At 64.6% G+C, this 26,878-nt stretch carries 27 protein-coding genes; 13 read left to right on the plus strand and 14 right to left on the minus strand.

Annotated features, from left to right (window positions below):
• Positions 1–56 precede the first annotated feature (56 nt).
• The 3 genes from FGF80_RS10580 to FGF80_RS10590 all read right to left on the minus strand — a co-directional run bounded on the left by FGF80_RS10580 (position 57) and on the right by FGF80_RS10590 (position 924).
• A complete protein-coding gene (locus tag FGF80_RS10580) occupies positions 57–320 on the minus strand; it encodes a DUF2249 domain-containing protein (protein ID WP_138653901.1) in 264 nt (87 codons plus the stop codon).
• A 76-nt stretch (positions 321–396) separates the two neighbouring features.
• Positions 397–630, minus strand: coding sequence for a DUF2249 domain-containing protein (locus FGF80_RS10585; RefSeq protein ID WP_006187302.1), 234 nt, complete (start codon positions 628–630; stop codon positions 397–399).
• Positions 631–696: 66 nt separating this feature from the next.
• Positions 697–924 (minus strand): DUF2249 domain-containing protein, encoded by a 228-nt coding sequence (locus tag FGF80_RS10590; RefSeq protein ID WP_138653903.1) that lies wholly within the window; start codon positions 922–924, stop codon positions 697–699.
• 135 nt (positions 925–1,059) lie between these two features.
• Here FGF80_RS10590 and FGF80_RS10595 point away from each other — a divergent pair, with 135 nt between their 5' ends.
• The 6 genes from FGF80_RS10595 to FGF80_RS10620 all read left to right on the plus strand — a co-directional run bounded on the left by FGF80_RS10595 (position 1,060) and on the right by FGF80_RS10620 (position 6,877).
• Positions 1,060–1,734, plus strand: a complete 675-nt coding sequence (locus tag FGF80_RS10595) for a helix-turn-helix domain-containing protein (protein ID WP_006187300.1) — start codon at positions 1,060–1,062, stop codon at positions 1,732–1,734.
• A gap of 240 nt (positions 1,735–1,974) precedes the next feature.
• The gene (locus FGF80_RS10600; RefSeq protein ID WP_138653905.1) at positions 1,975–3,639 is read left to right on the plus strand and encodes a 4Fe-4S ferredoxin N-terminal domain-containing protein; all 1,665 of its coding nucleotides are present in this window, start codon (positions 1,975–1,977) and stop codon (positions 3,637–3,639) included.
• Positions 3,636–4,988, plus strand: a complete 1,353-nt coding sequence (gene nrfD / locus FGF80_RS10605; RefSeq protein WP_138653907.1) for an NrfD/PsrC family molybdoenzyme membrane anchor subunit — start codon at positions 3,636–3,638, stop codon at positions 4,986–4,988. Before FGF80_RS10600 ends, nrfD begins: the two co-directional genes overlap by 4 nt.
• Positions 4,985–5,293 carry a hypothetical protein gene (locus tag FGF80_RS10610; protein ID WP_006187297.1) on the plus strand — a complete coding sequence of 103 codons (309 nt, stop codon included), beginning with the start codon at positions 4,985–4,987 and terminating at the stop codon, positions 5,291–5,293. Before nrfD ends, FGF80_RS10610 begins: the two co-directional genes overlap by 4 nt.
• A 149-nt stretch (positions 5,294–5,442) precedes the next feature.
• Positions 5,443–6,534: an Mrp/NBP35 family ATP-binding protein gene (locus tag FGF80_RS10615; RefSeq protein ID WP_006187295.1), complete on the plus strand. Its 1,092-nt coding sequence runs from the start codon at positions 5,443–5,445 to the stop codon at positions 6,532–6,534.
• 46 nt (positions 6,535–6,580) lie between these two features.
• Positions 6,581–6,877 carry a hypothetical protein gene (locus FGF80_RS10620; RefSeq protein ID WP_006187294.1) on the plus strand — a complete coding sequence of 99 codons (297 nt, stop codon included), beginning with the start codon at positions 6,581–6,583 and terminating at the stop codon, positions 6,875–6,877.
• Between the two features lie 14 nt (positions 6,878–6,891).
• Here FGF80_RS10620 and FGF80_RS10625 read toward each other — a convergent pair whose 3' ends face one another.
• From FGF80_RS10625 to FGF80_RS10635, 3 genes are all read right to left on the minus strand, one after another.
• Positions 6,892–8,025, minus strand: coding sequence for an asparagine synthase C-terminal domain-containing protein (locus tag FGF80_RS10625; RefSeq protein WP_138653909.1), 1,134 nt, complete (start codon positions 8,023–8,025; stop codon positions 6,892–6,894).
• Positions 8,022–8,705 carry a PHP domain-containing protein gene (locus tag FGF80_RS10630; protein ID WP_006187292.1) on the minus strand — a complete coding sequence of 228 codons (684 nt, stop codon included), beginning with the start codon at positions 8,703–8,705 and terminating at the stop codon, positions 8,022–8,024. Before FGF80_RS10630 ends, FGF80_RS10625 begins: the two co-directional genes overlap by 4 nt.
• 106 nt (positions 8,706–8,811) lie before the next feature.
• On the minus strand, positions 8,812–9,192 hold the full coding sequence (locus FGF80_RS10635; RefSeq protein WP_006187291.1) for a hypothetical protein: 381 nt from the start codon (positions 9,190–9,192) through the stop codon (positions 8,812–8,814).
• Positions 9,193–9,398: 206 nt separating this feature from the next.
• On the opposite strand from FGF80_RS10635, the gene purL reads away from it, so the two are divergent.
• Together purL and FGF80_RS10645 are read left to right on the plus strand one after the other, a co-directional pair.
• Positions 9,399–11,549: a phosphoribosylformylglycinamidine synthase subunit PurL gene (gene purL / locus FGF80_RS10640; protein WP_138653913.1), complete on the plus strand. Its 2,151-nt coding sequence runs from the start codon at positions 9,399–9,401 to the stop codon at positions 11,547–11,549.
• A 169-nt stretch (positions 11,550–11,718) separates the two neighbouring features.
• Positions 11,719–12,306, plus strand: a complete 588-nt coding sequence (locus FGF80_RS10645; protein WP_006187289.1) for a response regulator — start codon at positions 11,719–11,721, stop codon at positions 12,304–12,306.
• Between the two features lies 1 nt (position 12,307).
• Here FGF80_RS10645 and FGF80_RS10650 read toward each other — a convergent pair whose 3' ends face one another.
• The 4 genes from FGF80_RS10650 to FGF80_RS10665 form a co-directional block, all read right to left on the minus strand.
• On the minus strand, positions 12,308–14,161 hold the full coding sequence (locus FGF80_RS10650; protein WP_138653915.1) for a PAS domain-containing sensor histidine kinase: 1,854 nt from the start codon (positions 14,159–14,161) through the stop codon (positions 12,308–12,310).
• A 233-nt stretch (positions 14,162–14,394) separates the two neighbouring features.
• Positions 14,395–15,627, minus strand: a complete 1,233-nt coding sequence (locus FGF80_RS10655) for a GNAT family N-acetyltransferase (RefSeq protein ID WP_138653917.1) — start codon at positions 15,625–15,627, stop codon at positions 14,395–14,397.
• A 128-nt stretch (positions 15,628–15,755) separates the two neighbouring features.
• A complete protein-coding gene (locus FGF80_RS10660) occupies positions 15,756–16,913 on the minus strand; it encodes a pyridoxal phosphate-dependent aminotransferase (protein WP_138653919.1) in 1,158 nt (385 codons plus the stop codon).
• Positions 16,914–16,915: 2 nt separating this feature from the next.
• Complete coding sequence (locus FGF80_RS10665) at positions 16,916–17,401, minus strand: Lrp/AsnC family transcriptional regulator (RefSeq protein WP_006187285.1); 486 nt, start codon at positions 17,399–17,401, stop codon at positions 16,916–16,918.
• A gap of 255 nt (positions 17,402–17,656) precedes the next feature.
• Here FGF80_RS10665 and FGF80_RS10670 point away from each other — a divergent pair, with 255 nt between their 5' ends.
• A complete protein-coding gene (locus FGF80_RS10670; RefSeq protein ID WP_138653921.1) occupies positions 17,657–18,811 on the plus strand; it encodes an ABC transporter substrate-binding protein in 1,155 nt (384 codons plus the stop codon).
• A 180-nt stretch (positions 18,812–18,991) separates the two neighbouring features.
• Here FGF80_RS10670 and FGF80_RS10675 read toward each other — a convergent pair whose 3' ends face one another.
• Positions 18,992–19,603 (minus strand): hypothetical protein, encoded by a 612-nt coding sequence (locus FGF80_RS10675; protein ID WP_138653923.1) that lies wholly within the window; start codon positions 19,601–19,603, stop codon positions 18,992–18,994.
• Positions 19,604–19,720: 117 nt separating this feature from the next.
• Between FGF80_RS10675 and FGF80_RS10680 the strand changes: the two genes are divergently transcribed.
• From FGF80_RS10680 to FGF80_RS10690, 3 genes are all read left to right on the plus strand, one after another.
• A complete protein-coding gene (locus FGF80_RS10680; protein ID WP_238705278.1) occupies positions 19,721–19,921 on the plus strand; it encodes a hypothetical protein in 201 nt (66 codons plus the stop codon).
• A 116-nt stretch (positions 19,922–20,037) separates the two neighbouring features.
• Positions 20,038–20,601, plus strand: a complete 564-nt coding sequence (locus tag FGF80_RS10685; RefSeq protein ID WP_138653925.1) for a thioredoxin family protein — start codon at positions 20,038–20,040, stop codon at positions 20,599–20,601.
• Positions 20,602–20,697: 96 nt separating this feature from the next.
• A complete protein-coding gene (locus tag FGF80_RS10690; protein ID WP_138653927.1) occupies positions 20,698–21,486 on the plus strand; it encodes an HpcH/HpaI aldolase family protein in 789 nt (262 codons plus the stop codon).
• Between the two features lie 51 nt (positions 21,487–21,537).
• Here FGF80_RS10690 and FGF80_RS10695 read toward each other — a convergent pair whose 3' ends face one another.
• Positions 21,538–22,656 carry an NADH:flavin oxidoreductase/NADH oxidase gene (locus FGF80_RS10695; RefSeq protein ID WP_138653929.1) on the minus strand — a complete coding sequence of 373 codons (1,119 nt, stop codon included), beginning with the start codon at positions 22,654–22,656 and terminating at the stop codon, positions 21,538–21,540.
• A gap of 130 nt (positions 22,657–22,786) precedes the next feature.
• Here FGF80_RS10695 and FGF80_RS10700 point away from each other — a divergent pair, with 130 nt between their 5' ends.
• A complete protein-coding gene (locus FGF80_RS10700) occupies positions 22,787–23,629 on the plus strand; it encodes a BtpA/SgcQ family protein (protein WP_138653931.1) in 843 nt (280 codons plus the stop codon).
• Between the two features lie 11 nt (positions 23,630–23,640).
• Here FGF80_RS10700 and FGF80_RS10705 read toward each other — a convergent pair whose 3' ends face one another.
• Both FGF80_RS10705 and FGF80_RS10715 read right to left on the minus strand, forming a co-directional pair.
• A complete protein-coding gene (locus FGF80_RS10705) occupies positions 23,641–24,879 on the minus strand; it encodes a tripartite tricarboxylate transporter permease (protein ID WP_138653933.1) in 1,239 nt (412 codons plus the stop codon).
• A 724-nt stretch (positions 24,880–25,603) separates the two neighbouring features.
• Positions 25,604–26,500: a halocin C8-like domain-containing protein gene (locus FGF80_RS10715; protein WP_138653937.1), complete on the minus strand. Its 897-nt coding sequence runs from the start codon at positions 26,498–26,500 to the stop codon at positions 25,604–25,606.
• Positions 26,501–26,878: the final 378 nt, after the last annotated feature.

The following is a 26,878-nucleotide window of genomic DNA, read 5'->3' on the forward strand; positions in this document are numbered from 1 at the left end:
TCCCGTGACCCTGCGACCGGTCAGTCGTCGGCCGATTCGCCCGCCGTACGACGGCGTCAGCCACGCCAGATGACGGTCACGACATCGTTGTCGCGTTCGACCGTCTCGTAGCTGTAGCCGCGGTCGTCCAGTTTCGGAAAGAGGAATTGGGGAACGCGGTCGTTTCGCTGGACGAGAACCGTCTCGTCGGACAGGTCGACGAGCGTCTCGAGCGTCCGTTGGAGCGGCTCCGGCGGGCCGGCCGACCGGATGTCGATCGTCTCCTGCGGTCGGTCATCCGGTGCATCGGTGCGGTCGACGATCGAGGATGCTGATTGCATGGGTATTGGTTCGGTCCGGTGGCGGCTATCTCTGCTCCCGTACGTGTTCGGTCGATCGGCTGCCCGGACGACGCGATCAGGCCTCCGTTTTCGGGAACGTGGCGACGAACTCGTCGGGAGCGACCTGTTCGACCTCGTAGCCGTCGGCGTCGAAGCTGTCGACCTCGGCCTCGAACTCGTAGAACAGCGGTTTGGGCTCGTGGTCGTTGACGATCGTCAACGATTCGCCCGGCTCGAGGGCGTCGAACTCGTCGTGGATCCTGGGATGGCGGTTCACTGGCGGAATGTCCCTGACATCGAGTCGTGTCATGCAGTCCGTACTCGGATCGAGCCCCACATCGACTTTCGCACGAACATGATCGGGGACGGCCCGTCGCTACGTACGGTCGATACGGACGTGCCAGACGCCGCCGTCGCGTTTCTCGCTCTCGTGGGTGAACCCGCGGTCGTCGAGCACCTCGTAGAGCGGTTTCGGTTCGAACGGGGCGATCAGCCGGAGCCGCTGCCCCGTCTCGAGATCCTCGAGGGCGGCCATGATGTCGTCGAACGGCGGGCCGTCGATCTCTCTGACATCCAGCGTTCGGTCCGTTGATTTCGTTGCCATCGGTTCCGCGTTCGATCCGGGATCGGTTGGACGTTCGTCCGAACGTGTTCGCAGCCCTCGGTCTTCCCGCGGGACGAGAATCCACCGAACATATTCGTAGCCACCGGTATATAGGTTCGAGCGGAACACGTTCGTATGGCTCAAGCAACCCTTACACTCACGATGCCCGAGAACGTCTGGATTCAGCAGATTTCGACGGAGTACCCCGAGTCGACGTTCCGGGTTCTCGCGGCCGTGCCCGGCTCCGAGTCCGGCTTCGCTCTCGTCCGGATCGCCGGGCCGGTGGTCCCCGACGTGATCGAAGCCATGAACGACCACCCGCAGCTGACCGAAATCACGCTCGCCCAGTGGAGCGATAACGAGGCGACGGTTCACTTCGAGACGACGGCACCGCTCCTGTTGTTCTCCTCTCGAGCGTCCGGCATGCCCATCGAACTCCCGGTCGAGATTCAGGACGGCGAGGCGAGGATCGACGTGACCGGCTCCCGTGAGCGTCTCGCCGAACTCGCCGAACAACTCGAGCACTTCGGACTGCAGTATCGGATCGAGCACGTCCGCGAGCGACTCCACGAGAGCCAACTGCTCTCGGAGCGCCAACTCGAGGTCATCGTCGCGGCGGTCGACGAAGGATACTACGACACCCCGCGGCGGTCCTCGCTGACGGAGCTGGCCGACCACCTCGATATCGCCAAGTCGACCTGTAGCGAAACGCTACACCGCGCCGAAGAGGCGGTAATCAAACGATTCGTCGAGGACCTTCCGAGCGTCGACAGCGGCGACCCGATCGAGGAAGAACTCGCGAGCACCTAAATAGGGCCGTTGGGCAGGAACCGCGTTCCCCGTCCGATCACCGGCCACGTTTCGGACCGCGCTATTTGTACTTACGAACATGTTCGTAGCTATTCTCACGCGATGGAAATCGGCTCGGCATTTCATCCGAGTACGGTTGTGAGAGGGCGAATGAGGATAGATAAATGAACGATTTCAAGTGCATGCCGTCGAGTACCTCCGGCATGACACCAGTGTCATATTCAGAGGTGTTCTGATCTAATGAGCACGGACGATGAATCATTCCACCCGCTCGGGGACGAGTGGGAGGACGAACTCGAGACGATGCTCGACGATACCGAGTACGATAGTGATCTCGGTATGGAGATGGCCCAGGACGCGATGCGGGTCACTAAGGGCGAACTCTCCGAGGCCGAATTCCACGAGAAGCATCACGAGGCCGTGATGGAGGAGTTCGGCGAGGACGAGCGTCCAACCAAAGAAGCCTACGAGGCAGCACAGGAGGAGGCCAAGGGAACCGCCTCCAGAATGCTCGGTGCCTTCGACGGCGACGGCGAGGAGACGCGTCGCGAGACGATGAAGAAGATGGGCGTCGGTGCAGCGGCCGTCGGGATGGGTGCGTTCAGTTCTACCCGAGACGGTCCCATGGAGAGTCTCTCCGCCGAGGGCGGCCACTCGGAGACCACCGAACACAGCGACACGCAGTGGGGGATGACTATCGACCTCGAGCGCTGTGACGGCTGTCTGACCTGTATGTCGGCCTGTACCCAGGAGAACGACCTCGACGCCGGCGTCAACTGGATGTACGTCATGGCCTGGGAGGACGAACTCCACGAGGGCCACGAGGAGGGTACCGACACCGGCGTCTACAGCTCCGATTTCAACATGGGGAGCGACTTCAACATGCTCGTGCGGCCGTGCCAGCACTGCACGGACGCCCCCTGTGAGAAGGTCTGTCCGACGACGGCCCGGCATACGCGTGACAAGGACGGGCTCGTCCTGACCGACTACGACGTCTGTATCGGCTGTCGCTACTGTCAGGTCGCCTGTCCCTACGGCGTCAACTACTTCCAGTGGGACGAGCCCCACACGGACTACGAGGACATCCCGAAGGCACAGGATCGCGATGTCGACAGTCCCGACGAGATCACACACGCCCAGTACGAACACGGCGAGCGCTGGGTCGACAGCCGCGCGCCTCGTGGTGTGATGAGCAAGTGTACGATGTGTCCGTCCATGCAGGACGGTCAACAGGGCGAAGAGAAAGTCGGGACGAGCGCCTGCGAGTCGGCCTGCCCGCCGAACGCGATCCAGTTCGGGAACGTCAAGGACGAGAAGAGCGATCCGTCCCAGCACCGCGAGCATCCGAGCAAGAGCCGGGCCGTGATCCGTCTCTCGGACGAGCACACCGACGCGAGCAAAGGCGTTCCGTCGCCGGAGACGATCGACGAGACGCTCAGCTCGGACGACGACATCGAGTCCGCCCTCGAGAAATTCGAGAACCTCGACCAGGAGACCCTCTCGATCATGAAGGCGGTCGAACTCGTCAGCGATCGCACCGAGCCCGGTGACGAGGAGAACAACAGCATCCTCCGCAAGGAACAGGAGATCGTCGCCTCCGTCGACGCCTTCGAACAGTACGTCGACCTCGAGACCGACGAGGCCATCACCCAACTGCAACTCGGCGACGGAAGCGAGCGCCAGGCCAGGTTCCGCATCCAGCAGTACACCGGCAAGCCGAACTCGTTCAAGCTGCTCGAGGACGTCGGGACGCACCCGAACGTCACCTATCTCGGCGAGCAGCCCGGACCGGAAGCGGAGCAGGTCGAAGGACCGACGAAGTACGAGGACATCGGTCTCGTCGACAAACGGCAGGATCTCCTCGACGAGGAAACCGTCGGCGGTGTTGACGGGGTGTCGCTATGAGCACGAAGGAGCCGTCCGAAGCGGACATCCTTCGCCCGATCAACACGCTCACCAAGAAGTACTTCCTGATCTACGGCATCGCTGCCATCGGCCTCCTCGCTTTCATCGTCGCCTGGGGATACCAGCTCCAGAAGGGACTGGTCGTCACCGGCCTCGGCGACTGGGGCAGCGGCGGCGGTTCGACCTGGGGGCTATACATCGGCGCGTTCATCTGGTGGGTCGGCGTCGCTCACGGCGGCATCATCCTTTCGGCCGCCGTTCGCCTGCTCGGTATGGACCGATACATGCCGATCGCCCGACTCGCGGAGATGACGACGATCGGTGGCCTCTCGGCCGCCGGCTTCTACATTATCGTCCACATGGGCCGTCCGGACCGGATGGTCACGAGCATCATCGGTCACTATCACATCACGGTCAACAACTCGCCGCTGGTGTGGGACGTGACGGTCATTACGGCGTACTTCGTGCTGTCGGCCACTTACCTCGGCCTGACGCTCCGGTACGACGTCAACCGCCTGCGTGACGATCTCCCCGACATGTTCGAGCCGATCTACAAGATCATGACGATCGGCTACACCAAGCGAGAGGACGAGGTCATCCAGCGGATGGTCTGGTGGCTCGCGGCGGCGGTCATCATCATGGCCCCGCTCCTGCTTCACGGCGGCGTCATTCCGTGGCTGTTCGCGCTGCTGCCGGCGATGCCCGCCTGGAGCGGTGGGATTCAGGGGCCGATGTTCCTGAGTATCGCACTGATGTCCGCGATCAGCGGCGTGACGATCATCTCCTATGGGTTCCGCCGTGCCTACGACTGGGACCACATCATCACCGACGACATCTTCCGCGGGCTGCTCCTGTGGCTCGGGTTCTTCACCCTGTTGTTCCTCTGGTTCCAGCTTCAGGCCGTCTTCAACGGCATCTTCCTCGGTCCGCTCGACAAGGCACACGCGGCCGAAGCGAAGATCGCCCACCCGCTCTACCGTATCGCGATCGGGCTCATCTTCGGCTCGCTCGTGTACATCTTCGCGCAGGGAATCCGCCCGTCGCTGTTCAGCAAGAAACGGGCGCTCGTCGTCAGCTGTGCGGTGCTCATGGGTACCCTGACCGAGAAGGTCCTGTTCGTCGTCGAAGGGTTCATGGACCCGCACTTCAACATCTACGCCAACACGCCCGGATCCTACTTCCCGAGCGCGATCGAATGGCTGTCGCTCGTCGGAACGACTGCGCTGGTCGTACTTTTATTCCTCAACCTCTCGAAGCTCGTCCCGGTGGTCGAACTCCACGCGATCGAACACCTGCGCGGTGAGCACGAGCACAGTGAGGAAGCGACCGAACCGGAGGTGGAAGCATGAGTACTACGCAAACGATCCTCTCGACGCTCCTGTACCACGGCTACGACGGCACGTCCGGCTTCACCGGCTTCGCCAACGAGGGGACCTGGATCATCTTCGCCGTCATTCTGGTCCCGGTCTACATCATGCTCGCGGCCTGGTTCCTCGGGAAACCACGCGACACGAAAGCCGGATTGACCGGCGTAAGCTACCTCGTCGGCCTGACGACATCGATGTGGGTCGGGATGTTCGTCCTGACCGTGCTGATCGGCGTCGTCTTCTACGGCGGCCCACCGGAGCCGATCAGCAGCGTCGGCCCGCCGTAACCGTCACTCGAATCGCATCCGAACACCGCTTCGTTTTTTCGCGCCGCTGTGACCGTCCCCCAGTACGCGGTCCGTGAGCCGCCGCTCGAGTATCGAACCATCACACGTATCCCGTTGCATGCCCTCCATTCGGCTAGCATACAGTCACTATGAGTATCACAGAACACGAACTCGAAATCAAACTCGAGGGGGTCGAAGATCCGGACATCGGCGAGGATATCGTCTCGCTTGGGCTGGTCAACGATGTCACTATCGACGACGAGACCGCCCGTATTTCCCTGGCGTTTAACGCGCCCTACGCGCCCTCCGAGATGGAGATCGGAAACCAGGTCCGCGAGATTATCCAGGATGCTGGTCTCGAGGCCGACCTGCGGGCGCACGTCGGCGAGGACCACGGCTTCGACGACGAGGTCCTCCCGCGGGTTCGCAACGTCATCGCCGTCTCCTCCGGGAAGGGCGGCGTCGGGAAGACGACGGTCGCGGCCAACCTCGCGGCCGGACTCGAGAAACGCGGCGCGATGGTCGGCCTGCTCGACGCGGACATTCACGGACCGAACGTCCCGCAGATTCTCCCGCCCGAGAGCGACCCCGGCGTCACGCCGAACGAGGAGATCGTTCCGCCCCGGTCGGACGGCGTCCGCATCATCAGTATGGGAATGATGATGGAAGACGAGGACGATCCCGCGATCCTCCGCGGTCCGATGGTCAACAAGTTCATGATGAAGTTCCTCGAGGGCGTCGAGTGGGGGCGGTTGGACTACCTCATCGTCGACCTGCCGCCGGGGACCGGCGACGCGACGCTGAACCTGCTTCAGTCGATGCCCGTGACGGGGTCGGTCGTCGTCACGACGCCCCAGGAGATGGCGCTAGACGACACCCGCAAGGGGATTCAGATGTTCAACAAACACGATACGCCGGTGCTGGGTGTCGTCGAGAACATGAGCTCCTTTATCTGTCCGTCCTGTGGCGATCAGCACGGCCTGTTCGGCACCGGCGGCGCGGACACCATCGTCGACAAGTACGACGTCCCGCTGCTCGGTCGAATCCCGATCCACCCGGACTTCGGGGCCGACGGCAGCCAGGGTGCGCTCGTCAAGGACGACGACAGCGAGGTCCAGAGCCACCTCGAGGACGTCGTCGGCGAGGTCGCGGATCGGATCGGCGAGACCAACCGTCGGACGGTCTCGGAGAACATCACGCAGGAACCCGCGAACAAACTGCCGACCGAGACCGAAGACTAACGTCCGTCGCAGCGAGCACGACGTACGGACCGCAGGGTGGATTTTCGTGCTGGCCAGTCCCGAAACGGAGCGGTGCGGCACGGTCGAGGTCGCGGAACTGGTCGTCACCGACGACGTGCTCGTCAAGGCGTTCGCCCGCGGTCCGACTGCGGCACTCGACCACGACCACGCCGACAGCACGAACGTCTTGCACGTGCTCGAGGGGACGGTTACCGTCGTTCACGGCGAGGAACGCGAGCGGGTCGATGCATCCGGCGTGGGTCACCACGAGCGCGGCGTCGCCCACGGCGCGAGAAACGTGACCGTCGTCTTCACCGCGAGCCGCTGTCCGCTCCCGTCCTGATAGGCGACGCGGGGTCAGTCGCGGCTGGTCGGGCCATCCGAACACAGCGCGGCGACGTACTTGGTGACGTGATCGTCGATCCGGCGCTTGTAGCCGGCTTGGCGAGCGAGCCGGTCGAGTTCGCGGGCAACGAGGCTGCCGTATTGGACCGCCTTCTTGTCCCGCGTGGCGACCTCGCCGGGGAGATACTCGGCAGCGATGCGACGGAAACCACGCTTTCGTTCGTCCTCGTCGGCCAGTAGCTCATCGGGCAATCGGAGCGCAGCCGCGACCACGGCGTCGTGGAGGAAGGGCGCGACCGGCTCGAGGCCCGTCGCCTGAATCGTCAACACGTCTCGAGGGAGTTGGGCGGGCAGGCTGCGAATCCCCTCGCGAACGGCCCCGCGAACCGTCTCGGCCGCGACCCGGTGGTCGAGTCGGACGACTTTCTCGTAGCCGCCGAACAGTTCGTCGGCACCCTGTCCGACGGCGAGCGCGTCGAACCCGTCGGCGGCGACGCGTTCGCCGACCAGAAACAGCGGCAGCGCGATCTGGATGTCCATTGCGTTCGTCCGGCCGGTCGCCCGCGCCACGTCGGGGACGGCGCGCTCGAGGTCGGCCGGCTCGAGGTCGACGACCGTCAGGTCGCGTCCCATCGCGTCGGCCGCCATCCGTGCGGCCTCGACGTCGTGACTGTCCGGAAAGCCGACGACGTACAGCGGCGCGTCCAGCAGTTCGGCGACCAGCGCCGAGTCGACGCCACCGGAGAAGGCGACGGCGATATCGCGGTCGTCCCGCCGAGCCGCGTCGGCCGCGGTTTCGATCGCGTCGGCGAGCCCCTCGAGAGCGGCGTCGGGCGCTGCTGGCGTCGGATCGGGGAGCGACCAGTGGGACTCGGGATCGGGAAGCGGCTCGCCGACGGCCGCGGCCGCGCCGGCCGGAAAGAGCGTCGGCTCCTCGAGTGCGGTCGGCTCGAAGGCCCACGCCGGCTCCGCGCGTGTCGTGCTCGCGTCGCCGTCGACGAAGAGGGGGACCCGTCCGAGCACGTCGCGAACGAGCCGGTCATCGACCACTCCCGCGAAGCCGGTCGTTCCGGGGAGCGGGTCGCGATTCTCGAGGGCGGTGCGAACGATCGGTGGCTCGGTGCCGCGGAGGCGTGGTACTGTCACTGGAGGTGTTTTAGAACGCGGCTCAGTCGTCGCGTGACGCCGCCGGCGAACTGCCGGACGCTGATCCGCCAGGGGGTTCGTTTGCCCTCGACGGTCGTCCGTCCGGCGGCAATCGCGTCCAGAATCGCGTCGACGGAGCGTTCGTCGGCGTCAACGCGGGTGATCGCCTGGCCGACCATCTCGCTGATGTGAGCGTCGCTCCCGGCGGTCATCGGCAGGTCCCGCGAGCGGGCATAGCGTTCGGCCTGTCGGTTGGCGCGCCCGGTAAACAGCCGGGAGTTGTAGACTTCGATCGCGTCGCCTAAGGCGAGTTGGTCCCGCGAAACCCGCGCCATGACGCCGTGGCGAGACTCCTGAAACGGATGGGGAATCACGGCCAGGCCGCCCTGGTCGTGGATCGCCTCGAGCGTCGATTCGAACGACAGCCCTGGCGGAACGGCCTCCTCGAGCCCCAGACCGAGTACGTGGCCCGCCTTGCTCGAGATTTCCATTCCCGGAATGGCGACCAGCCCGTAGTCGGGGGCGCGCTCGACGGCCTCGAGGCTTGCGTCGATCTCGTCGTGGTCCGTCACGGCGATCGCGTCGAGACCGATGGCTTCGGCCTGCTCCAGAATGAGCTCGACCGGGTCGCGACCGTCGTAGGACAGCGATGAATGCGTGTGGAGTTCGACCGACAGCACGACCGCACGTTTAGGCGGCCTGATCAAAAACGACTCGGTCCCGACCACGGTCGACGAACGTGACTATCGCCGCGACTCGAGACGGCGGGTCGTCCCGTCGACGGGACTACTCCTGATACGGGTCGTCCGAGTGAACGTCGATATCGTACGTCGACGCCGCGCGTTCAAGCCGTATTCGTTCGTCGACGACGGTCGGAACGAACCCCTCGTGGTCGCCCCCGGCCAGCCAGCCCGCGCCGACGAGAATCGCCACGACGAGCGCACCGACTACCGCGCGCTCGACCAGGACGCCGCCGACGCCGACGGCGATCGCGATCCCCGTCATTCCGAGCCGTCGAACCCGAATCCGCTTTCGCAACTCGTTCTCGTGGGCGGCGACGATTCGGTTTCCCTCTCCCGCGGGCACGGACCGGTAGCTGGGGCCGGATGCGGTCTCGTAGCGAAGCACATCGACCCAATCCCTGTCGTCGAATTCGTCCTCAACCATCGACCGTGCCGTCACACTGCGGATAGTAAACGTTCGCGACGGGACGCCGACTTGCCTTCCCGACGATCACGCGCGATCTACGCCGACACCGCAGTGACCACCCTCTCGACCGAACCGTGCCGCTGCTCGCCCGCTCCGAGGCGTATTTTATCCATGAACGTGCATATAGAAACCCATTTACCGGCCGACTTTCATCACCTAGGTGAATGAGTCTTGCCGATTCGGACCGCGAACTCGTCGTCTCCGAGTTAGATCGGGAGCCGACTCGAGCGGAGGCGGCGCTGTTCGAGAACCTCTGGAGCGAGCACTGTGCGTACCGCTCCTCGCGACCGTTGCTGTCGGCCTTCGACAGCGAGGGCGAGCGGGTCGTCGTCGGCCCAGGCGACGACGCGGCGGTCGTCGCGCTCGATGGGGAGACCTACGTCACGCTGGGGATCGAGAGCCACAACCACCCCTCCTACGTCGATCCGTTCGACGGCGCGGCGACCGGCGTCGGCGGTATCGTCCGGGACACGCTCTCGATGGGTGCCTACCCGATCGCGCTCGCGGACTCGCTGTACTTCGGCGAGTTCGACGACGAGCACTCGAAGTACCTCTTCGAGGGCGTCGTCGAGGGGATCAGTCACTACGGCAACTGTATCGGCGTTCCTACGGTCGCGGGCAGCGTCGATTTCCACACGGACTACGAGGGGAACCCGCTCGTCAACGTCGCCTGCGTCGGCCTGACGACCGAGGAGCGGCTCGTGACCGCCGAGGCCCAGGAGCCCGGCAACAAACTGGTGCTCGTCGGGAACGCCACCGGCCGCGACGGGCTCGGCGGCGCGAGCTTCGCCAGCGAGGACCTGGCGGAGGACGCCGAGACCGAGGACCGCCCCGCCGTCCAGGTCGGGGACCCCTACGCGGAGAAGTTGCTGATCGAGGCCAACGAGCAACTCGTCGACGAGGACCTGATCGAATCGGCCCGCGACCTCGGTGCCGCCGGTCTCGGCGGTGCATCCAGCGAGATGGTCGCCAAGGCCGATCTCGGTGCCCACATCGAACTCGATCGGGTCCACCAGCGCGAACCGAACATGAACGCGCTCGAGATCCTACTCGCCGAATCCCAGGAGCGGATGTGCTACGAAGTCGAGCCCAACAACGTCGAGCGGGTCCGCGAAATCGCCGAGCGGTTCGATCTGGGCTGTTCGGTCATCGGTGAGGTCACCGAGGGCAACTACGTCTGTACCTTCGAGGGGAGCGAGTCCGGAGAGCGCGAGACGGTCGTCGATGTCGACGCCTTCTTCCTCGGCGAGGGCGCGCCGATGAACGACCTCGAGAGCGAGGTGCCCCCCGAACCGGAACCCGACCTGCCCGACCCGGACCTCACTGACGCCTTCGACGCGGTCGTCTCGAGCCCGAACACGGCCTCGAAGCGGTGGGTCTACCGGCAGTACGATCACGAGGTCGGCGTCCGCACGAGCGTTGGACCAGGCGACGACGCCGCGATTATGGCGGTCCGAGAAGCCGAACAGGGGCTCGCGCTATCTACCGGTGGGGCACCGAACTGGACCGACGCCGCGCCCTACGAGGGGGCCCGCGCGGTCGCGCTCGAGAACGCGACGAACATCGCGGCCAAGGGGGCGACGCCGCTGGCCGCGGTCGACTGTCTCAACGGCGGCAATCCGGAGAAACCGGACGTGTACGGTGGGTTCAAGGGAATCGTCGACGGACTCGCCGAGATGTGCGAAACCCTCTCGACGCCGGTCGTCGGCGGGAACGTCTCGCTGTACAACGACTCCGTCGCGGGACCGATCCCGCCGACGCCAACGCTGGCGATGGTCGGTGCCAAGGACGGCTACGACGCCCCGCCGCTGTCGGTCGCAGCCGACGGCGACCTGCTGCTCGTCGGTGATCGCGGCCTCGCAACCGACGACGTCCGACTCGGTGGCTCGGAGTACCTCGCGCAGTTCGACGGCAGCGACCGGTTCCCGGCGCTCCCCGACGACCCCGCGGCCCTGATCGAGACGCTCACAGCGGTCGCGGACGAGGACGCGACGCTCGCGGTTCACGACGTCAGCCACGGCGGTCTCGCCGTCGCACTCGCCGAAATGGTCACCGCGGACGCCGGTCTCGAGGTGTCGATCCCCGGCGACGATCCCGCGGGTACGTTGTTCCACGAACAGCCTGGGCGGGCACTGATCCAGACCGACGCGCCGGCGGCGGTCCGCGACGCGTTCGACGGCGTCGCACCCGTCGTCGAACTCGGGACCGCGACCGACGACGGAGCGTTGACGATCGACGCGGGCGGGCGGACGATCGAAACCGACGCGGCTACGATCCGCGAGCGACGCGCGACGATCGACCGCGACCTCGAGTAACGAGCCGTCGACGAAGCGACCGACCACGACCCGGGTTACCATTCGTGTCACTCTGCCAAAGAGGTAGTAATAACTATCCGTGACGTGGTTTCGCTGATCTATTGTCCGGAATATTGATATACAGTCGGGACCACCTACCCGACGAACCGATAGTCTCGGAGGAACTTCGATGACAATCGACACCCCGTCCGTCCTGATCGTCGAAGACGAACCCGACCTCGCGGATCTCTACGCCGCTTGGCTCGAGGACGACTGCGACGTCGAGACGGTCTACGACGGCAACGACGCGCTGGACGCCATCGACGGCTCGGTCGATGTCGTGCTGCTCGACCGGCGGATGCCCGGACTCTCCGGCGACACCGTTCTCGACACGATCCGGGAGCGGGGCCTCGACTGCCGCGTCGCGATGGTGACGGCGGTCGAACCGGACTTCGACATCATCAGGTTGGGATTCGACGACTACCTCGTCAAGCCGGTCTCGAAGGGCGAACTGGTCGACATCATCGACCAACTGCAGCTCCGAGCGAGCTACAACGAGAAACTCCAGGAGTTTTTCGCGCTCGCGTCGAAGAAGGCGCTGTTGGACGATCAGAAGACCGACGCTCAACGGAAGTCGAGCCAGGAGTACGCCGAACTCAGGGATCGACTGGCGGTCCTCCGGGTCCAGGTCAACGACACGATGCAGTCGCTGTTCGAACAAGACGGCTACCGACAGCTCTGTCGCGACATCGCGGGCGAGTCGGTGATTCGAGAGTGAGTTACTCGAGCCGGCGCTCGAGTGTCGTCACGCCCCGAAACTCGACCCGCGTGCCGCCGTCGCCGTTGGTGACGGTACACTCCCAGTCGTGAGCCTCGGCGATGGCACGGACGAGCGCGAGACCGAGTCCGTCGATCGCGGTCTCGTCGTCGGCGGTCGGGTCGAGCACGCGATCGTGTGCGTTCGGCGGGATTTTCGCCGCGTCGTCGAGTATGTAAAAGCCGCGGCTCCCGTCGTCGTCGAACCCGACGAGCCCGATCCGGACCGCCACGTCGCCGTCGGCCCGTGCGACGGCGCTGTCGAAGGCCGTCTCGAGCAGGTGGGAAAACCGATCAGGATCGGCCCGGAGCACCGCCGAGCCGTCGACGACGACGGCTGCCTCGTCGAGACGGGACTCGCTGACGGCGTCGGCGATCGCCGACTCGAGGCGAAGCCGGCTGCGAGTCCCGACTCGCGAGGCGTTGCGGGCGAACTCCCGGATGTCGTCGACGAGCCCTTCGGTGCGGTCGAGCGTCGTTTCGACCGTGTCCTCCGCCAGGGGAAACTCCCACTCGTCGGCCCGATCGTCCTCGAGCGCGTCGGCGACGGCCTCGAGTTGGCGTTGCAGATCGCTCGAGAGGACGTCGGCCACGGCTTCGAGGCGCTCGGTCTGGCGCTCGAGTTCGGTCGTCCGGTCCCGAAGGACCTGCTCCCGCTCGGCCCGATCGAGGGCGGCCCGCGTGTTTTCGACGAGCGTCGAGATGAGATCGACGTCGGTCTCGTCGAACCAGTTGGGATCGAGCGAGCCGGTCATGAGGACGCCGTGGGTACCGATCGGAGCGATGATCTCCGACCCGATCGTCGTTTCCGGGTTGTAGAGGCCGTCGACCGACTCGAGGTCGTCGAACAGTTCGATTTCGCCGGCCTCGAAGACGTCCCAGACGAGCCCTTCACCGGCGTTGAACCGCGGGAGGCCGCCCAACTCGTCGTGGGCATCCGCGGTCCCGGCGACGGGCTCGAGGTAGCCTCGTTCCTCTTCGAGGAGCCAGACGCCGCTGATCGGGAGATCGAGCAGATCGCTGCCGGCGTGGACGGAGATCGCACAGATCTCCTCCGGATCGTCCGACTCGAGGAGCCACCGCGTGATCTCGTGGAGGGACGTGACGACGCGGTCGTACTCGTGTCGATCGGTGACGTCTCGAATCACGGCGGCGACGGTCGCCGTGTTGTCCTCGATCGGCACGAACCGGAACTCGGCCATCCGGTCGTCACCGTCCGGGCCGACGTAGGGGAGTTCGAGCTGGCGGCGATCCGCGTTCCTGACGTCGACATCGGTGATCGCGCGGCCGATGTCGACGGCGTGTTGATCGTCGATTCCGGCCAGTTCGGTGAGCGTTTCGACGTGCTCACCGACGATGGCCGCCCGCTCCGCGCCCAGAATCGACTCGGTCGCACCGTTTATCGTCACGATTTCGCGGTTGCGGTCGAGCGTGACGACGGCGTCGTGGACCGCCTCGACGACGGCGGCGTGTTGGGCCAGCGTCGTCTCCTGTGCCTTCCGCTCGGTCACGTCGCGCATGTACACCGAGAGGCCGGTGGGAGACGGATACGCCCGGGCTTCGAACCACGTCTCGAGGGGCATGTGATAGATCTCGAAGGAAACCGGCACCTGCTCGTCCATCGCGCGATGGAACCCGTCGGGGAACTGTGTCTCGACGGTCTGGGGGAACTCGTCCCACATGACGCGCCCGATCAGTTCCTCGCGGGACCGCTCGAGTAGCGTCTCCGCTCGCTCGTTGAGATAGGTAAACCGAAAGCCCGTATCGAGGGCGAAGAAGGCGTCGGTCACCCGATCGACGATCGGAACGGATCGCATCGTCACGGCTCTCCACCCCGACCCGCCGACCGACACCGACCCTCCTCGCGCTCGAGGCGATCGCCACTCACAACGATAGTCATCATCGACAGACAGTTAGCACGTAGTTAGTGAACGTCCTATTTCAGTGCCGTGGCCGAGCGTTTGGATGGTATGCTGTGACAATCGCTGTCCGTCGTCAGTCCCTCTCCCCCGCCGGTCGAAGCCAGCAGCCGACGCAGCGTCGCGTGCGATCAAAACCGATCACCGAGGTAGACCTCGGTTTCCGGAAAGAGCGTCGACAGCGCCTCCACGGCCTCCGAATCCGCCGTCTCGATCTCTCCGGTCCGATCGAGGTTCGCCGCAGATCGGAACCCGACGACGAGCTGCGAGAGTGCACCGATCTCGAGGCGAACGTCAGCGTCGGCCGCCGATGTCGACCGGTCGCCGAGACGGGTACAGTCCGCGTGGTCAGCCGCGACCGCCAGCCGGAACACGTCCTCGTTCCACTCGGCCAGCGGGTCATCGACGGCGATCGTTAGGCTGACGTCCGGAGCCGGGTACGAGAGTGCGGAGAGCGTGTCCGCGACATCGACGAGACGGACCATCGGCCCGTCCTCGACGTGGGTCTCGATCCGGTCGGGATCTCGAGCGAGATCGCGGAGCGGAACGGCCGCGGGAACGCGAAGTCGCACGCGATCGACCTGTGACGCGTGATCGTGACAGAACGACAGCAGCGACAGGGTGGCATCGCGATCCGCGGACACGAACTCGGAGACGGCCATCGTCCGGTCGCCCATTTCGCCGTCGAGCGTGTAAACGAGATAGCCCCGCACCTGCCCGTCGCGTTCGTACGCGTAGACGAACGGGTCCCGATCGTGGCCGGCGAACACGCGATGTCGCCACCAGTCCGTGTCGCGCTCGAGGGCCAGCGAGTATCGGTCGGCGTGGGCGTCGTAGGCCGGTCCGAGCGACTCGAACTCGTCGGCCGCGAATCGGCGGACCGACCCCGCGTCCCGATCGACCGTGGCGGTCGCAAACGAGAGCACCGAGGGCTCGCACTCGTGGGTGACGATCCGATTGCACGTGTCCCAACCGTACTGCCGGTAGAACCGATAACTGAACGGCCACAGTACGGAAAACCGGATGTCACGGTCCCGATACTCCGCGAGCGACTCGGCGAGCAACTGCCGGACGTACCCCCGTCGGCGGTACTCGGGTGGCGTCGCGACGGACGCGAGTCCGGCCGTTCGGTGGCTTTCGTCGCGAACACGTGACTCGAGCCAGTAGTGCCGACAGACACAGCGGGGCTCGGTGTCGTCGGCCGCATCGGCTTCGTACACGCCGCGACGGGACCCGAGCGTCGCGCGGGGCGTTTCGTGCTCGTCGGGGTCGTACGCCGGCACCCCCTCCTCGGGCCGGAACGCGTAGCTGCGGTACTCGTGAAAGACGTCCCGCTCGTCCGGGATGGGACGATAGTCGGCCATATACACGAGAGTGCGGGCGACCGGGAAAACTGTTCGTGATCGCTACACCCGGTGCGTGGCCGGCGTTTCCGGTTGGGCGGACTACTCGAGGGGCGTGTTCTCGAGCAGCAACGCCGGTCACTCCCGTTTCAGGCGTGTTCTTCGACGAACGCCTCGATCCGGTTGAGCGCCCGTCGGAGGTCCTCGAGGCCGGTCGCGTAGGAGATCCGCAGGTGACCCGCGCCGCCCTCGCCGAAGACGTCGCCGGGGACGACGGCCACGCCCTGTTCGCGCAGGACCTCCTCGGCGAACTCCTCGGCGGTGAAGCCATCGGGGACCTCGGGGAAGCAGTAGAACGCGCCCTTGGCCTCGAAGACGTCCATCCCGATTTCGCGGAACCGCGAGAGGACGAACTGCCGGCGGCGGTCGTACTGGGCGATCATCTCCCGGACGTCGTCCTCACAGGAATCCAACGCCTCGAGCGCGGCATGCTGGGCCGTCGTCGGGGCCGAGAGCATCGTGTACTGGTGGATCTTGTTCATCGCACCGATGGCATCGGCGGGACCCAGGGCGTATCCCAGCCGGAGGCCGGTCATCGCGTGGGCCTTCGAGAAGCCGTTGAAGACGATCGTCCGCTCGCGCATCCCCGGCAGCGTCGCGATGGAGGTGTGCTCGCCGTCGTAGGTCAACTCGGCGTAAATCTCGTCGGACAGGACCGTCAGATCGTGCTCGCGGGCGAACGCCGCAACCGGCTCAAGGTCCTCGGCAGGCATGATCGCGCCCGTCGGGTTGTTGGGATAACAGAGGACGAGCACGTCCGCGTCGGCCGCGCCGGCCGCCTCGAGTGCCTCGGCGGTGAGGCGGAACTCGTCTTCCTCTGTCGTCGGCACCGGCAACACGTCGCCGCCGGCGAAAATCACGCCGGGTTCATAGGAGATGTAGGCCGGCTGGGCGATCGCGACCGTGTCGCCGGGGTCGACGAAGGCCCGGAAGGCCAGGTCGACAGCCTCGCTCGCACCCGCCGTGACGATGATCTCCTCGCCGGGATCGTACCCCAGATCGAACCGATCGGCGACGTAGTCGGCGATCGCCTCGCGGAGCTCTCGCTTCCCGCGGTTGGCCGTGTAGGAGGTTTTCCCCTGCTCTAAGGACGCGATCGCGGCGTCGCGGGCCGCCCACGGCGTCGCGAAGTCGGGTTCGCCGACGCCCAGCGAGATGACGTCGTCGCGTTCCTCGGCGATCTCGAAGAAGCGTCGAATTCCCGAGGGCGGCACCGTCCGCACGCGGTCTGACAGTTCGAACGTCATGGTCAGGGTGAGAACGAGAGGCGGTCGTCCCCCTCGCCGTCGCCGAGTTCGATCCCGTTCTCCTTGTAGGAGGCCATCACGTAGTGGGTGACCGTCTGGGTAATCTCGGGGACGGGTGCGACCTTTTCGCTGATGAACTGCGAGACCTCGCGGATGGAGTCGCCCTCGACCTCCATGTCGAAGTCGTAGTCGCCGCTGATCAGCCGCAGGGCTTTGACCTCCGGGAACCGTGCGAGGCGCTCCGCGATGTCGTCGTAGCTCGTCTCGCGGTCGAGCGTGACGTTCAACTCGACTTCGGCGCGGACGCGCTCGTCTTCCAGTTTGTCCCAGTCGACGACCGCCTGGTAGCCCCGGACGACGTCCGTCGCCTCGAGTTCCTCGACCGTCGCCTCGACCTCGTGTTCCTCGAGGTCGGTCATTCGCGCGATATCCGCCGTAGAGTACCGCGCGTTCTCACGAAGCAACTCGAGCACCTCGCGTTCGCTCATACAGCGTGCAAACGCGAGCGTGTGTAAAGGTCTAACGTTGTTCGGCCGGCGGCCCGTGGGGACGGTCGTCGAGTACGGGACCCACGACGAGGTGCTCGCGATGGACGGTCCGTACGCGACGCTGTGGGCTGTCAAGCCGGTGAAACCGGTGCGATACCCAGTCTCCTCGAGACGCCCCGTGGTTCCGCCGGCCGAACAACGTTAGACTTGCCTAATAACCGGAGCGTTTATCGTGTTTTAGGTCGGCCTAAAATCATGGGGATAGATGAGACAACACACGATGTACCGACACGCAGAGACACGCTAAAATACGGCACAACGCTCGCGGCCGGCGTTGCCCTCGCCGGCTGTTCAGAGTTGGCCGACCAGAGCAAGCAGGGCGAGACGAGTGGGAACGACTCGTACTCGGTGTCGATGGAACCGATGGGAAGCGTCACCTTCGAGACGGTACCCGAGCGCTGGGTCGCGTACGACGGCGGATACGCGGATATGGCCGTCGCACTGGGGCAAGCTGATGGATTAGCGGGGCTCGGCGGAGCGAACCGGTACTACACCTACGTGTACGACGAACTCCCCGGAGTCACAGTCGATCGAGATATCCTCGAGTCCTATCCGGAGGTTCGGACCAAAGAGGAGTTCTACGAACTCGACAGCGACGTGCACCTGTACGACCCACAGATGCTCATCAACTGGTTCGGGTGGGACGATGCGGATATCGACGAAATCACGTCGATGGTCGCGCCGTTCGTCGGCAACCTGATCTTCCGTCGATCGGACGAATGGCACGACTACCGCTACTACACGTTGTACGAGGCTTTCGAGAAAGTAGCGGCAGTGTTCCAACAGCGTGATCGCTACGAGGCATTTCGCGAACTCCACACCGCATTCATCGCGTCGGTGCAGGAGCGGCTCCCACCGGCCGACGACCGCCCGTCCGTCTTCCTCACGTTCGAGGGTGCCGAAGAGCCGGAGGCGTTCTCGCCGTACCGGCTCGACGACGAGGGGACGAGCAAGAAACAATGGCGGGACCTCGGTATCCACGACGCGCTGGCGGGGACGGGAACCGAGAATCTCAGCACCACGAACCGGGGAAAACTCGATTACGAGAACCTGCTCGAGATCGACCCTGATGTGATCCTCATCCGCGGCCACGAGCGGAAGTCCGCGACGGAATTCCGTGACACGGTTCTCGACTATATGCAGCGCCATCCCGTCGGGAGTGAACTCACTGCCGTACAGAACGGGCGCGTGTATCGCGGCGGTTACCTCAACCAGGGCCCGATTCACAACCTCTTCCTGACGGAACGAGCAGCGAAGCAACTGTTCCCAGAAGAGTTCGGCGATGTGACCGGCGACGAACATCTATTCGATCGACAGGAAGTCGCAAACATCATCAACGGAGCGATCTGACCGCACGCACTGACGACCGACGGCAGTCCCGTGAGCGAGATCGGTTCTCGGAACGCGATACGAGGGCGCTCCGTCGCAGGCCCACACTCGAGCGGCCGCTCACCTGACTCGCGTCACGATACCGACGATCTCGTCGGCTGCGGCGACGGAACCCGGCGAGACGGCGCTGTCCCGGCTGTATCAGCGATAATTCTTGAACAGCAACGCCCGCACGTCGTCTTTCGTCTGGACCTGTTCGCTCGAGCCGTCGGGGAGGTCGACGGTGTACCGGAAATCCGCCGCGTCGGACTCCGCCCACTTGTCGTCGTGGGTCTCGAGCAGGCTCATCATCTCGTCTAACATGTCGTCGTCGTCGGCCGAGCCGTCGCCGTCGGTGTCGGCGCTCGCGTCCTCATCGCCGTCGTCGGCGTCCGGGTCGGCTTCGCCGTCGTCCGATTCAGTTCCGGTCTCGTCCACGTCGTCGGTCGGGGTCGTCTCGCTCGAGCCGTCGGCGTCTCCCGCGTCGGCCGGCGGGTCGGCGGCGTCGCCTTCGTCGTAGGAGACCGTCTCGAGGTCGTTCGGATCGTTCCTCCCGTCGATGGCCGCGCCGACGGACGCCGAAACGTCGTCGGTCGCCGAGGATTCGAACTCGTCGGCGTCGATTTCGATTTCCTCGTCGAGGTTGTCGATCAGAAACTGGACGGCGTCCTGTTCGCGGACGAACCCGTACTTGCCGACGACCGATTCGGAAATCTCCTCGCGGAGGTGCTGAATGAACGCGTACTGCTCGTCGGTGACCTCGAGCGTCTTCATACCCAGTCGATGCGGCCGGGGGTACAAATATGTAGGTCGTCACGGGGAACGCGAGGGCTCGACTCGCGATATCTGTCAGTAGGATTAAATGTTCCTATCGGCCAGTTTCGGACACCCATGGATGAGGTACTCGAACTCGCCGACGTCGTCGCCGATTCGGAACTCGAGGGGTTGTTCGTCTGGCTGCTCCGGCTGGTGGGCCTGCTGGCGATCCTTGGCGGTCTCGGACTCTGGCTGCTGACCGACATCACCCTGGTCGTCCCGCTCGCCCTGCTCGTCGGCGGGTCGCCCTGCTGGTCGTTCCCGGGATACGTCTAGCGGTCGCGGAACTGTTCGGATAGGCGGGGTGCCAGCGGCCGCGCGTCGTGGACCGCCTGTGGAGCCCGACTCCCCCGAACGTGACGATTAAGGCCGCACGAGCCGAACGGTCGGACATGGTTCTCACAGAGTCCGAGTCGGAACTCGACGCCGGCGACCCCGCTCCAGAGTTCGAACTCGAGGGTGTCGACGGCGAGACGTATTCGCTCGAGAGCTTCGCCGACGACGAGGCGCTGTTGCTCGTGTTCACGTGCAATCACTGTCCGTACGCGCAGGCGAAATTTGACTTGCTGAACGAACTGGCCGACGAGTACGACGACGTTTCGGTCGTCGGGATCAACCCCAACGACGCCGCGGAGTACCCTGACGACTCCGTCGAGCAGATGCGGGAGTACGTCGACGAGGGGACAATCGAGTACGACGCCTATCTCCGCGACGAGAGTCAGGACGTCGCCCGCGCCTACGGTGCGGTCTGCACGCCCGATCCGTTCCTCTTCGCTCGTGACGACGACGAGTTCGAACTGGTCTACCACGGCCGTCTCGACGACGCACTCAACCCCGACGACGAGCCGAGCCGGTACCACATCCGTGAGGCGATCGACGCCGTCCTCGCCGGTGCGTCGGTCGACCTCGAGTGGCAGCCCTCCCGTGGCTGTTCGATCAAGTGGACGGACGACTGACGTGCCCGTCCGCGGTTGTTTTCGATCCCTTCGATTCAGGCCGGGAACGCCGGTGGCCGCAGACTTTAGTCGCAGGCGAGCGTGACTTTCGGCCGTATGAGTCAGCCACCGCGCGGTAACGCGCTCCGCGAGACGCTCGCGTCCGGCGACGTGGCGCTTGGCGTCCTCGAGAACACGTACAGTCCGACGGTCGTCGAACTCTACGCGGCGCTGGGCGTCGATTTCGTCTGGATCGACCTCGAGCACGGCGGCCCGAGTCCGCGGGACGCGGGCCGGCTGGAGGAACTGCTGCGCGCAGTGGACGGCACCGAGACGGAGCTGTTGGTGCGACTCCCCGATACCGATCCGTCGCTGGTGCGGAAAGCCCTCGACGCTGGCGTTCGGAACGTCTTCCTCCCGCGAGTCGGTAGCGCCGAGGAACTCAGGGCGGCGGTTCGGGCCGGTCGGTTCGAGTACGACGGCGAACCCGGCCGCCGGGGCATGGCGAACCCGCGTGCCGGCCGCTGGGGGCTGACCGACGAGTACGTGACCAGCGAGGACGAGTCGGCCGTCGTCGGGGTCACGGTCGAGACGCAGTCCGCGCTCGACGAACTCGACGATATCCTCGCGGTCCCCAAACTCGGCTTCGTCTTCATCGGCCCGCTCGATCTCTCGGTCTCGCTGGGCCATCCCGGCGAGTTCGATCATCCGGAGGTCGAGGAAGCCGTCGAGACGATCCGGTCGGCCGCCGTCGAGGCGGACGTCCCGGTGGGCGGACTCGGCTTCGGCATGGACGACGTCAACGAAAAGGCCGCGAACGGCTATCAACTCCTGAATATCGGGACGACGACGGGCGCGTTGCAGTCCTCGGTCACCGGATGGCTGGACGGATTCGACGGCGCGTAACTCGCGTCCCATCCTCCGGACCAGTTCGAACCCGCAGCCGAGTCGACCGCGTTACCGCTTCGCGGCGCGCCGGTACTGGGCCGGCCACGCGTTCGCGGCCGCGTCCGGGTCACGCTCGAGGTCGTCGGCTGCGCGGAGGCCGAAGTACGGATCGCGCAGGAACTCCCGGCCCACGAGCACGAGGTCGGCGCGGCCGTTGCGGACCAGCGCGTCTGCCTGTTCCGGTTCGGTGACACCGCCGACCGCACCGACGGCGACATCTGCTTCCTCACGGACCCGCTCTGCCAGCGGCACCTGGAAGTTCGGGCCGCCCGAAATCGACTGTTCGGGGTGGAGCGCGCCCGAACTCACGTCAACCAGATCGACGCCGAGATCGGCGAAGTCGTTCGCCAGTCGGACCGACTGCTCGATGTCCCACGAGTCGCGGTCGTCGAGCCAGTCCGTGCCGGAGATGCGGACGAAGACCGGCTTATCGTCCGGCCAGACCTCGCGGACGGCTGCGACGACCTCGCGGACCAGTCGCGTTCGATTCTCGAAGCTGCCGCCGTAGTCGTCCTCGCGGGTGTTCGTGACCGGCGAAAGGAACTCGTGGAGCAGGTAGCCGTGGGCCGCGTGGATCTCCGCGATCTCGAAGCCGGCCTCGAGCGACCGTTCGGCCGCCGCGCGATAGGCCTCGATGACGCCCTCGATATCGTCCTGGTCGGCCTTCCGCATCGCCGGCCGGTCGCCGTCGAACGGCGGGTAGGCGTCGGGGGACGGCGAGAGGACTTCCCAACCGGACGCGCCGTTGGGATCGGTCCCGTCGGGCTGGATCGGGACGTGGCCCTCCCAGGGCCGTTCCTTGCTGGCCTTGTGACCCGCGTGGGCGAGTTGGATGCCGGGCAGCCCGCCCTGCTCGCGGATGAACTCGGTGATCGGCTCGAGCGCGGCCGCGTGTTCGTCGCTCCAGATCCCCAGGTCGTAGGGCGTGATGCGGCCGGCCGGCTCGACGGCCGTGGCCTCGGTCATGACGATGCCGGCACCGCCGACGGCCCGACTCCCGAGGTGGACGCGGTGCCACTCGGTCGCGAGCCCGTCGCGCTCACACGAATACTGACACATCGGCGAGACGGCGATCCGGTTTTCCGCCTCGCGGTCGCGCAACGATAACGGAGAGAGTACGTCTGCCATCGCCGGAACGTTACCGCGCTGCGGAAAAAACAGCCGTGGAGGGAGCGGGGCTTGCCGGATCGTCCGTACAACGTGTCTCTGCCGGTGGAGCGATCCGCACTCATTTATCCGGCTCGCTCCCATCACCGATATGGCCACGGCCACAGCACTTCCGGAGCGATTCGACGCCGACCACCCCGTCATCGGCATGGTTCACCTCCCGCCGCTCCCCGGCGCACCGGCCTTCGACGGCGATCGCCGGACCGTCCGAACCCGCGCACTCGAGGATGCCACCCGGCTCGAGGCGGGCGGCGTCGACGGCATCGTCCTCGAGAACTTCGGCGACGCGCCGTTCCACCCCGATGACGTTCCGAAACACATCGTCGCGGAGATGACGGCCGTCGCGACGGCACTGACCGACGCCGTCGACGTGCCGGTTGGAATCAACGTGCTCCGCAACGACGCCCGCGCCGCGCTGTCGATCGCGGCGGCCGCCGACGCCGCGTTCGTCCGGGTCAACGTCCACGTGGGCACCGCGGCGACCGATCAGGGTCTCGTCGAGGGCCGGGCCCACGAGACGCTCCGACTCCGTGATCGGATCGGGGCCGATGTGGACATCCTCGCGGATGTCCACGTCAAGCACGCGACGCCGATGGGACGGCGGGATATCGAGCGAACGGCCCTCGAGACGGTCGAGCGCGGCGCGGCCGACGGCGTCATCGTTTCCGGAGCCGGAACCGGCGTCGAAGCCTCCCTCGCGGACATCGAACGCGTCACCGACGCGCTCGCGGAGCAGGGTCACGATCGGGTTCCGGTGTTCGTCGGGAGCGGCGTGACGAGCGAGACGGTCAGTGAGTGCTTCGGCGCGGACGCGGACGGCGTCATCGTCGGCACCACACTCAAACGCGGAGGTGAGACGACCGCCCCGGTCTCCCGGGAGCGCGTCGAAGCGCTCGTCGCGGCCGCTCGCGATGCCACCTCCAGCGACGACTGACGGCGACCGGATCAGAGGCCGAGCATCAACGGTCCGATCAGTACGCCCATCAGGTGGACGCGGCGACACCGCACCCGAACCGGCACCAGTCCGATCGCGGTCGCAGCGGCGAAGATCGCGATGCCGACCGGGCCGGTAAACAGGTACGACAGGGCGAGCAGGACGGCGAGGACGGCAACCGACACCTTCCAGTAGGCCAGCCGGCCGACCACCTCGAGATAGACGTCGCCGACGACGATCACGACCGCGAACCCGATCAGCCCCGCGAGGACGACGCCGACGAGCAGGAGCGGTAACTCGAGCGGCGCGGCCGTGCGCTCGAACGCGACGACGACGCCGGTCCGGGGCTGACCGATCGCGACCAGCGCGAAGAGAGCGAAGATCGTGTTCGACGTGTCGACGCCGCTGGTCGCGACGATGTAGCCGCGGTCGCTGGCTCCGTTCGGGACGAGCGCCAACACCCCGACGGCGGCGATCGCCGCCGTGATTCCGGGCAGATAGCCGACCACGGCACCCGCAAGCGCGCCGGCGGCGGCGGTGACGCCGATGAACGGTCGCGAGGCCCGTACGCCGTCGTCCTCCTGTCGCGGAATCCCGCTACCCCGGATCGCGTCGATCAACACCGGCGCGCCGAAGAGGCCGGCGAAAAGGGGCGCGAGCGTGCCGCCCGCCTCGAGCGGGGCGTCGGTGGCGAGATCTAGCGTGAGCGCGCCGAGGCCGGTCGCGAGCGCGAACGAGAGTACCGCGCCGAACCGGCTGCGCCAGGTCGGCTCCGAGGCGATCAGCGCGACTGTGACCGTCGCGAGAACGAGCGACAGGTGGGCCCGGAGCGTCGGATAGACGGCCGTCACGGCCCAGGTGACGGGAACGGCCAGCGGAACCGCCGCGATCACGGCGAGGATGCTGCCGAGCGCGGAGAGCCGAACGGCCTCGTACCCCCGCCCCTCGAGAACCATCCGATGGCCCGGCAGTGCGGTCATGGCCATCTCCGCGTCGGGAACGCCGAGCGCCATCGCCGGGACGGCGTTACAGAAGGTGTGGACGACGCCGGCCGCGAGCATCGCACAGCCGACGAACAGCGGCGGTGCGGGGACCGACGGCGCGGCCCCGGCCAGCAGGAACGCGAAGTTGTTGGCGTGCACGCCGGGGACGAGCCCGCTACAACACCCCAGTAGGGAGCCGGCAAGTACCCAGCCCAGCAACTGGAGGGTTACTGCCGGCTCGCTCACGACTTCGATCGGCGCGGGCATCTCCGGCTTTGGCCGCGGCTTCGTTTATATGATCTCGGGCATCGCCTCACTGTTCCGGATCGTGATCGATGATTTCCTGGGGGAAGCCGGTCTCGTCGTCGGTTGGAATCGCGCTATCCGCAACGACGAGAGCCGCCGGAGATTGCTCGCTTGCGACGTAGCCGCGAGTACGAGCGCGTCGAGCAAGTCGTCACGGTTGGACCGTGAAGCCGTCGATGTGGGTTTCCTCGAATCCCCCCGTAATGCTCGCCGAGATTACCTTTCCACGGGATCAAAGCAGTCTCGCTGAGCATCGACAGAGTCTCAAGGCGGGCCGCTCGCTCGTCGGTCATCGCTGCTGTTAATGCACACGACCTGATATGGTGGTACCGGTCGGACTGAACCACATTATACCCTCAATTTTGGACGACCTTCGTGCCGTGACTTGGTTCTGGCACGCTATACAAAAGCAAGACATTTAATATACCTAATATCAATTCGAAAATATGATAGAGTCGAATGAAAAGAGAGTAATCGTGGAACAGGGATTAATTCTTATTGTTATCTACTTTTTGGTGAACTTTATGCTTGATCGGGGCAGTATATTTGAGTTGGCAGCCGAGAGTTTCGTTATAGGTATTGGATTCATACTACTCATAGCTTCCTACAACTACTGTCGAAGAATTCTATAGAAATAAATACTATACCTACAGTTAATAAAATAAATGTCTGTGGGATGTTGAACTTATAGAACTGCGTCACAGAGGTCGAAGTTCTTGTTGCAGAACTTCTGGGCTGCTAGACTACCGCAATCCCAACTCGATGTTTCTTTCCTGCACACGGTTCTTGCGATAGTCGCACACGTGAGACTTCCTGGGATACCGCCAATATCAAGTACTGCGCAGATAGTCGAAGCACCCCCCCAACACCCATGCTTACAGACATGTTTGTATATCTGAACACAGAGACTGCATTTCAATGTGCATCCACAACCGTGCCCCTGTATCGTCACTTCCGAGGGGTCGGTTGGGTATACCCCCTTTGAGGGATTGACTGTTTCAGTCGTCGATTCTAATCTAACGCCTCCTTGGTTACTCGCTTGCTGAACAGTAACCTCGCTGGTCGTTACATCAAGTTGTATTGTGATATCTCCGTTTTCACCATCCTTGAAGCGTGTCGCCTTGGCTGAGACCGAACCATCCGATTCGAATACTACGTTGACAACCGTATCTCCGTCTTCATCGTCTGTTGTTCTTCCTTTTCGACCGCGATCTGGAGAAGATTTCACAGGGAATTCGACGATGTGCCGTGGACCGCTTTCTTTTGAGGACTCTTTCCACTCCGAACGCACTACTCTGGAATCATCGAGTTGGACTGCCCGGCGAGAAACTATCGACGACTCTCGCAGTAACGTTTTGTATTCAGGAGAGGCCAATGCCTTCAAAATGTATTTTTTCTTTTCATCGCCGGATAGCTCTTCTACATCTGGAAGGGGGACATCATCTGTATCTGATTGGCTAGCACTCCCGGTTCCTGAGATTCCAGTTAGGGCGAACATTCCTCCACTGATTGTTTGTAATGCGTTACGTCGATTGAATGATGGGGTACCGTCACTACCATTATCGTCTTCTTCTCGTGTCATCAAAACTAAGTCGAAAACGAATTATATTAATATTTCCTATATACAATTATACTCGGGATTATAGATATCTATCACGAGTCTTCAAGAGACGGTGACCGCTAATGTCCTCGGGGACGCACCAGTACGTGTCCTGAGATTGATCTTAGCAAGAAATACAAGATCTGAAGAAGGGATACGAGGTGGTAGTCACAGAGAGAGATGTGGCCTTCATCGCACTCAAACGCGTTCTTACCGTCGACTCAACCCTCAATCGTCCCACCAACGTCGCCGGGTGTATTGGTCTCGGCCCCGTAATTAATCGTCGCTCAGTAAGTAGCCTGACCGCTACTGTACTCACCATCGCCACTCTCGGAGACAATCTGATTCCGGTTTCGGCCT

The sequence above is a fragment of the Natrinema pallidum genome (assembly GCF_005890195.1).
In the GTDB taxonomy this organism is placed as follows: Archaea; Halobacteriota; Halobacteria; order Halobacteriales; family Natrialbaceae; genus Natrinema; species Natrinema pallidum.

Excerpts from the sequence above, each read along its gene's own strand:
- FGF80_RS10580 (WP_138653901.1), bottom strand. The coding sequence starts at position 320 with ATGCAATCAGCATCCTCGATCGTCGACCGCACCGATGCACCGGATGAC.
- FGF80_RS10585 (WP_006187302.1), bottom strand. The coding sequence starts at position 630 with ATGACACGACTCGATGTCAGGGACATTCCGCCAGTGAACCGCCATCCC.
- FGF80_RS10590 (WP_138653903.1), bottom strand. The coding sequence starts at position 924 with ATGGCAACGAAATCAACGGACCGAACGCTGGATGTCAGAGAGATCGAC.
- FGF80_RS10595 (WP_006187300.1), top strand. The coding sequence starts at position 1,060 with ATGGCTCAAGCAACCCTTACACTCACGATGCCCGAGAACGTCTGGATT.
- FGF80_RS10600 (WP_138653905.1), top strand. The coding sequence starts at position 1,975 with ATGAGCACGGACGATGAATCATTCCACCCGCTCGGGGACGAGTGGGAG.
- nrfD (WP_138653907.1), top strand. The coding sequence starts at position 3,636 with ATGAGCACGAAGGAGCCGTCCGAAGCGGACATCCTTCGCCCGATCAAC.
- FGF80_RS10610 (WP_006187297.1), top strand. The coding sequence starts at position 4,985 with ATGAGTACTACGCAAACGATCCTCTCGACGCTCCTGTACCACGGCTAC.
- FGF80_RS10615 (WP_006187295.1), top strand. The coding sequence starts at position 5,443 with ATGAGTATCACAGAACACGAACTCGAAATCAAACTCGAGGGGGTCGAA.
- FGF80_RS10635 (WP_006187291.1), bottom strand. The coding sequence starts at position 9,192 with ATGGTTGAGGACGAATTCGACGACAGGGATTGGGTCGATGTGCTTCGC.
- purL (WP_138653913.1), top strand. The coding sequence starts at position 9,399 with ATGAGTCTTGCCGATTCGGACCGCGAACTCGTCGTCTCCGAGTTAGAT.
- FGF80_RS10645 (WP_006187289.1), top strand. The coding sequence starts at position 11,719 with ATGACAATCGACACCCCGTCCGTCCTGATCGTCGAAGACGAACCCGAC.
- FGF80_RS10650 (WP_138653915.1), bottom strand. The coding sequence starts at position 14,161 with ATGCGATCCGTTCCGATCGTCGATCGGGTGACCGACGCCTTCTTCGCC.
- FGF80_RS10655 (WP_138653917.1), bottom strand. The coding sequence starts at position 15,627 with ATGGCCGACTATCGTCCCATCCCGGACGAGCGGGACGTCTTTCACGAG.
- FGF80_RS10660 (WP_138653919.1), bottom strand. The coding sequence starts at position 16,913 with ATGACGTTCGAACTGTCAGACCGCGTGCGGACGGTGCCGCCCTCGGGA.
- FGF80_RS10665 (WP_006187285.1), bottom strand. The coding sequence starts at position 17,401 with ATGAGCGAACGCGAGGTGCTCGAGTTGCTTCGTGAGAACGCGCGGTAC.
- FGF80_RS10670 (WP_138653921.1), top strand. The coding sequence starts at position 17,657 with ATGGGGATAGATGAGACAACACACGATGTACCGACACGCAGAGACACG.
- FGF80_RS10675 (WP_138653923.1), bottom strand. The coding sequence starts at position 19,603 with ATGAAGACGCTCGAGGTCACCGACGAGCAGTACGCGTTCATTCAGCAC.
- FGF80_RS10680 (WP_238705278.1), top strand. The coding sequence starts at position 19,721 with ATGGATGAGGTACTCGAACTCGCCGACGTCGTCGCCGATTCGGAACTC.
- FGF80_RS10685 (WP_138653925.1), top strand. The coding sequence starts at position 20,038 with ATGGTTCTCACAGAGTCCGAGTCGGAACTCGACGCCGGCGACCCCGCT.
- FGF80_RS10690 (WP_138653927.1), top strand. The coding sequence starts at position 20,698 with ATGAGTCAGCCACCGCGCGGTAACGCGCTCCGCGAGACGCTCGCGTCC.
- FGF80_RS10695 (WP_138653929.1), bottom strand. The coding sequence starts at position 22,656 with ATGGCAGACGTACTCTCTCCGTTATCGTTGCGCGACCGCGAGGCGGAA.
- FGF80_RS10700 (WP_138653931.1), top strand. The coding sequence starts at position 22,787 with ATGGCCACGGCCACAGCACTTCCGGAGCGATTCGACGCCGACCACCCC.
- FGF80_RS10705 (WP_138653933.1), bottom strand. The coding sequence starts at position 24,879 with ATGCCCGCGCCGATCGAAGTCGTGAGCGAGCCGGCAGTAACCCTCCAG.
- FGF80_RS10715 (WP_138653937.1), bottom strand. The coding sequence starts at position 26,500 with ATGACACGAGAAGAAGACGATAATGGTAGTGACGGTACCCCATCATTC.